At 74.8% G+C, this 2,632-nt stretch carries 2 protein-coding genes; both read left to right on the forward strand.

Going from position 1 to position 2,632, the window contains the following annotated elements; genetic code table 11:
- Positions 1-171 precede the first annotated feature (171 nt).
- Positions 172-1,395: a class I SAM-dependent methyltransferase gene (locus ACTIDRAF_RS0225205; RefSeq protein ID WP_016701430.1), complete on the forward strand. Its 1,224-nt coding sequence runs from the start codon at positions 172-174 to the stop codon at positions 1,393-1,395.
- A gap of 31 nt (positions 1,396-1,426) precedes the next feature.
- Positions 1,427-2,431: an NAD-dependent epimerase/dehydratase family protein gene (locus tag ACTIDRAF_RS0225210; protein ID WP_016701431.1), complete on the forward strand. Its 1,005-nt coding sequence runs from the start codon at positions 1,427-1,429 to the stop codon at positions 2,429-2,431.
- Positions 2,432-2,632 lie beyond the last annotated feature (201 nt).

The raw sequence follows: 2,632 nt of genomic DNA on the forward strand, positions 1-2,632 counted from the left end.
AGGGGCCGTGACGGCCACCCCTGCCGCCGCCGCGCGGCCCGACCGCCCCCCCTCCCCCTGGGGCGGTCGCCCACCGCCCGTGCTCCGGCCCGACACCACCTTCACGCCGTCGGCCCCGCCCACCCGCTGCTGGACCGGTGGTCCTCCACCTCGAAGCCCAAGGGAGACACCATGCCCGCCACGCCCTGCCGAGTCTGTTCCGGCCCGGTTCGCGAGTTCTTCGACTTCGGCGAGCAACCGCTGTCCGACGCCTTCCCCCTGCCCGACCAGCTGGACGGCGAGTTCTCCTTCCGGCTCGCCATCGGCTGCTGTGAGTCCTGCTCGATGGTGCAGCTGATGGAGGAGGTGCCCCGCGACCGCATGTTCCACGAGGACTACCCGTACCTGTCGAACGGTTCGGCGGTGATGCGGGACCACTTCCGCGCGGTGGCGAGCCGGTTCCTCCGCGACGAACTGGCCGGTCCCGATCCGTTCATCGTCGAATTGGGCTGCAACGACGGCACGATGCTGCGCACCGTCGCCGACGCCGGGGTGCGCCACCTGGGAGTGGAACCCTCCGGTGGGGTGGCGGACCTGGCGGCCGCGCGGGGAGTCCGCGTCGACAAGAGGTTCTTCGAGGCCGAGACGGCCCGGGACATCCTCGCCGCCGACGGCAGCGCCGACGTCATCTACGCGGCGAACACGCTGTGCCACATCCCCTACATCGACTCGATCCTGCGGGGCGTCGACGAACTCCTCGCCCCCTCCGGCGTGTTCGTCTTCGAGGACCCGTACTTCGCCGAGATCGTCCGGCGCACCTCCTTCGACCAGATCTACGACGAACACTTCTTCTTCTTCACCGCCCGGTCGGTGCGGGCGATGGCCGCCCGGCACGGCCTCGAGCTGGTCGACGTCGAGGAGCTCCCCGTGCACGGGGGAGAGGTCCGCTACACGCTGGCGCGCACCGGGGCCCGCGAGATCTCCCCGGCGGTCGGCGCGCTGATCGAGCGCGAAACCCGCTCCGGGCTGACCGATCCCACCACGCTGGACGCCTTCGCCGCCCGGGTCAACCAGATCCGAACCGACCTGCTCGCCTTCCTGCGCGCGGAGAAGGCCGCGGGGCGGCCCGTCGTCGGCTACGGCGCCACCGCGAAGAGCGCCACCGTCCTCAACTTCTGCGGCATCGGACCGGACCTCATCTCCCACGTCTTCGACACCACACCGGCCAAGCAGGGACGGCTCACGCCCGGCTCCCACATCCCCGTCCGCCCCGCCGAGGAGTTCGCCGACCCCTATCCGGCGCACGCCGTCCTCTTCGCCTGGAACCACGCGGAGGAGATCCTGGCGAAGGAGACGGCGTTCCGCGAGGCCGGTGGCCGCTGGGTGCTTTACGTGCCCGAGCTCCACGTCCGCTGACCTGGTCGCCGCTCCCCGAGGGAGGCATCCGATGCCCGCGTCCCACATCCCCCTGGTCGCCGTGCTGGGGGCGTCCGGGTTCGTCGGTTCGGCGGTGGCCGCCCGGCTGGCGTCCCGACCGATCCGGCTGCGCCTGGTGGCGCGCCGTCCGAGCACGGTGCCGGCCGGGCAGGCCCACGTCGAGGTGCGCACCGCCGACCTGACCGAGCCGGGGGCGGTTCAGGACGCGGTCGCCGGCGCGGACGCCGTGGTGCACCTCCCGCTGCACACCGCCGGCGGTACCTACCGGGCGGCCGAGACCGACCCGGCCGGGGAACGGGTCAACCTCGGCACGGCCCGCGACCTCGTCGCGGCGCTCCGCCGCCGCCCACCCGGGCAGGGGCCGCCGCCGGTGGTGGTGTTCCCCGGCTCCACCTCACAGGTGGGGCCGCCGCGCACGCCGCTGCTCGACGGCACCGAGGCGGACCGGCCCGCCACCGAGTACGACCGGCAGAAATGCGCGGTCGAGGAGGACCTGCGGGCCGCGACCGCCGCCGGGGTGCTGCGGGGGGTGACGCTGCGGCTGCCCACCGTCTTCGGGGCCCCGGCGGCGCCGGAGGCCGTGGACCGGGGGGTGGTGACGGCGATGGTCCGCCGCGCCCTCGCCGGCCAACCCCTCACCCTGTGGGGTGACGGGCGGGTGCGGCGGGACCTGCTGCACGTCACCGACGTCGCCGCCGCCATCGCCCTCTCCCTCGACCGGGCGGACGCCCTCGCCGGCGGCAGATGGCTGCTCGGCAGCGGAACGGGCGTCAGCCTGCGCACCCTGTTCGAGCTGGTCGCCGAGGTGGTCGCCGAGCACACCGGCCGGCCGCCGGTCCCCGTCACCTCGGTTCCGGTCCCCGCGCAGGCGACCGAGATGGACGGCCGGGACTTGGTGGCCGACCCGGCCGCGTTCCGCGCCGCCACCGGCTGGACGGCCGCCGTCCCGCCGCGCGCCGGCATCGCCGGCATCGTGTCCGCCCAACTGGCCGCCACCCCCGGTGAATCCGGCTGAGCACGCGGCCAGGTGCCCACGGCGCCCACCGGCTCGCCCTCCTCGAGGTCCGCGATCCCGTGCCTGGTTCCGGTTCCCAGAGCCGGCGTGGGGAGGCGAACCGGTCCAGGGCGGCGCCGCCTGGGTCGGGCACGGACGGCGAACGGCTCCCGCGCCGGGGCGTGGTGGCGGGACCGGCGCCGCCTGGTGGCCGAACGGGGC

It is taken from the genome of Actinoalloteichus spitiensis RMV-1378 (assembly GCF_000239155.1).
Classification (GTDB): Bacteria; Actinomycetota; Actinomycetes; order Mycobacteriales; family Pseudonocardiaceae; genus Actinoalloteichus_B; species Actinoalloteichus_B spitiensis.

Bases quoted from the DNA above. Each gene is read 5' to 3' on its own strand.
- ACTIDRAF_RS0225205 (WP_016701430.1), top strand. From the start codon at position 172: ATGCCCGCCACGCCCTGCCGAGTCTGTTCCGGCCCGGTTCGCGAGTTC.
- ACTIDRAF_RS0225210 (WP_016701431.1), top strand. From the start codon at position 1,427: ATGCCCGCGTCCCACATCCCCCTGGTCGCCGTGCTGGGGGCGTCCGGG.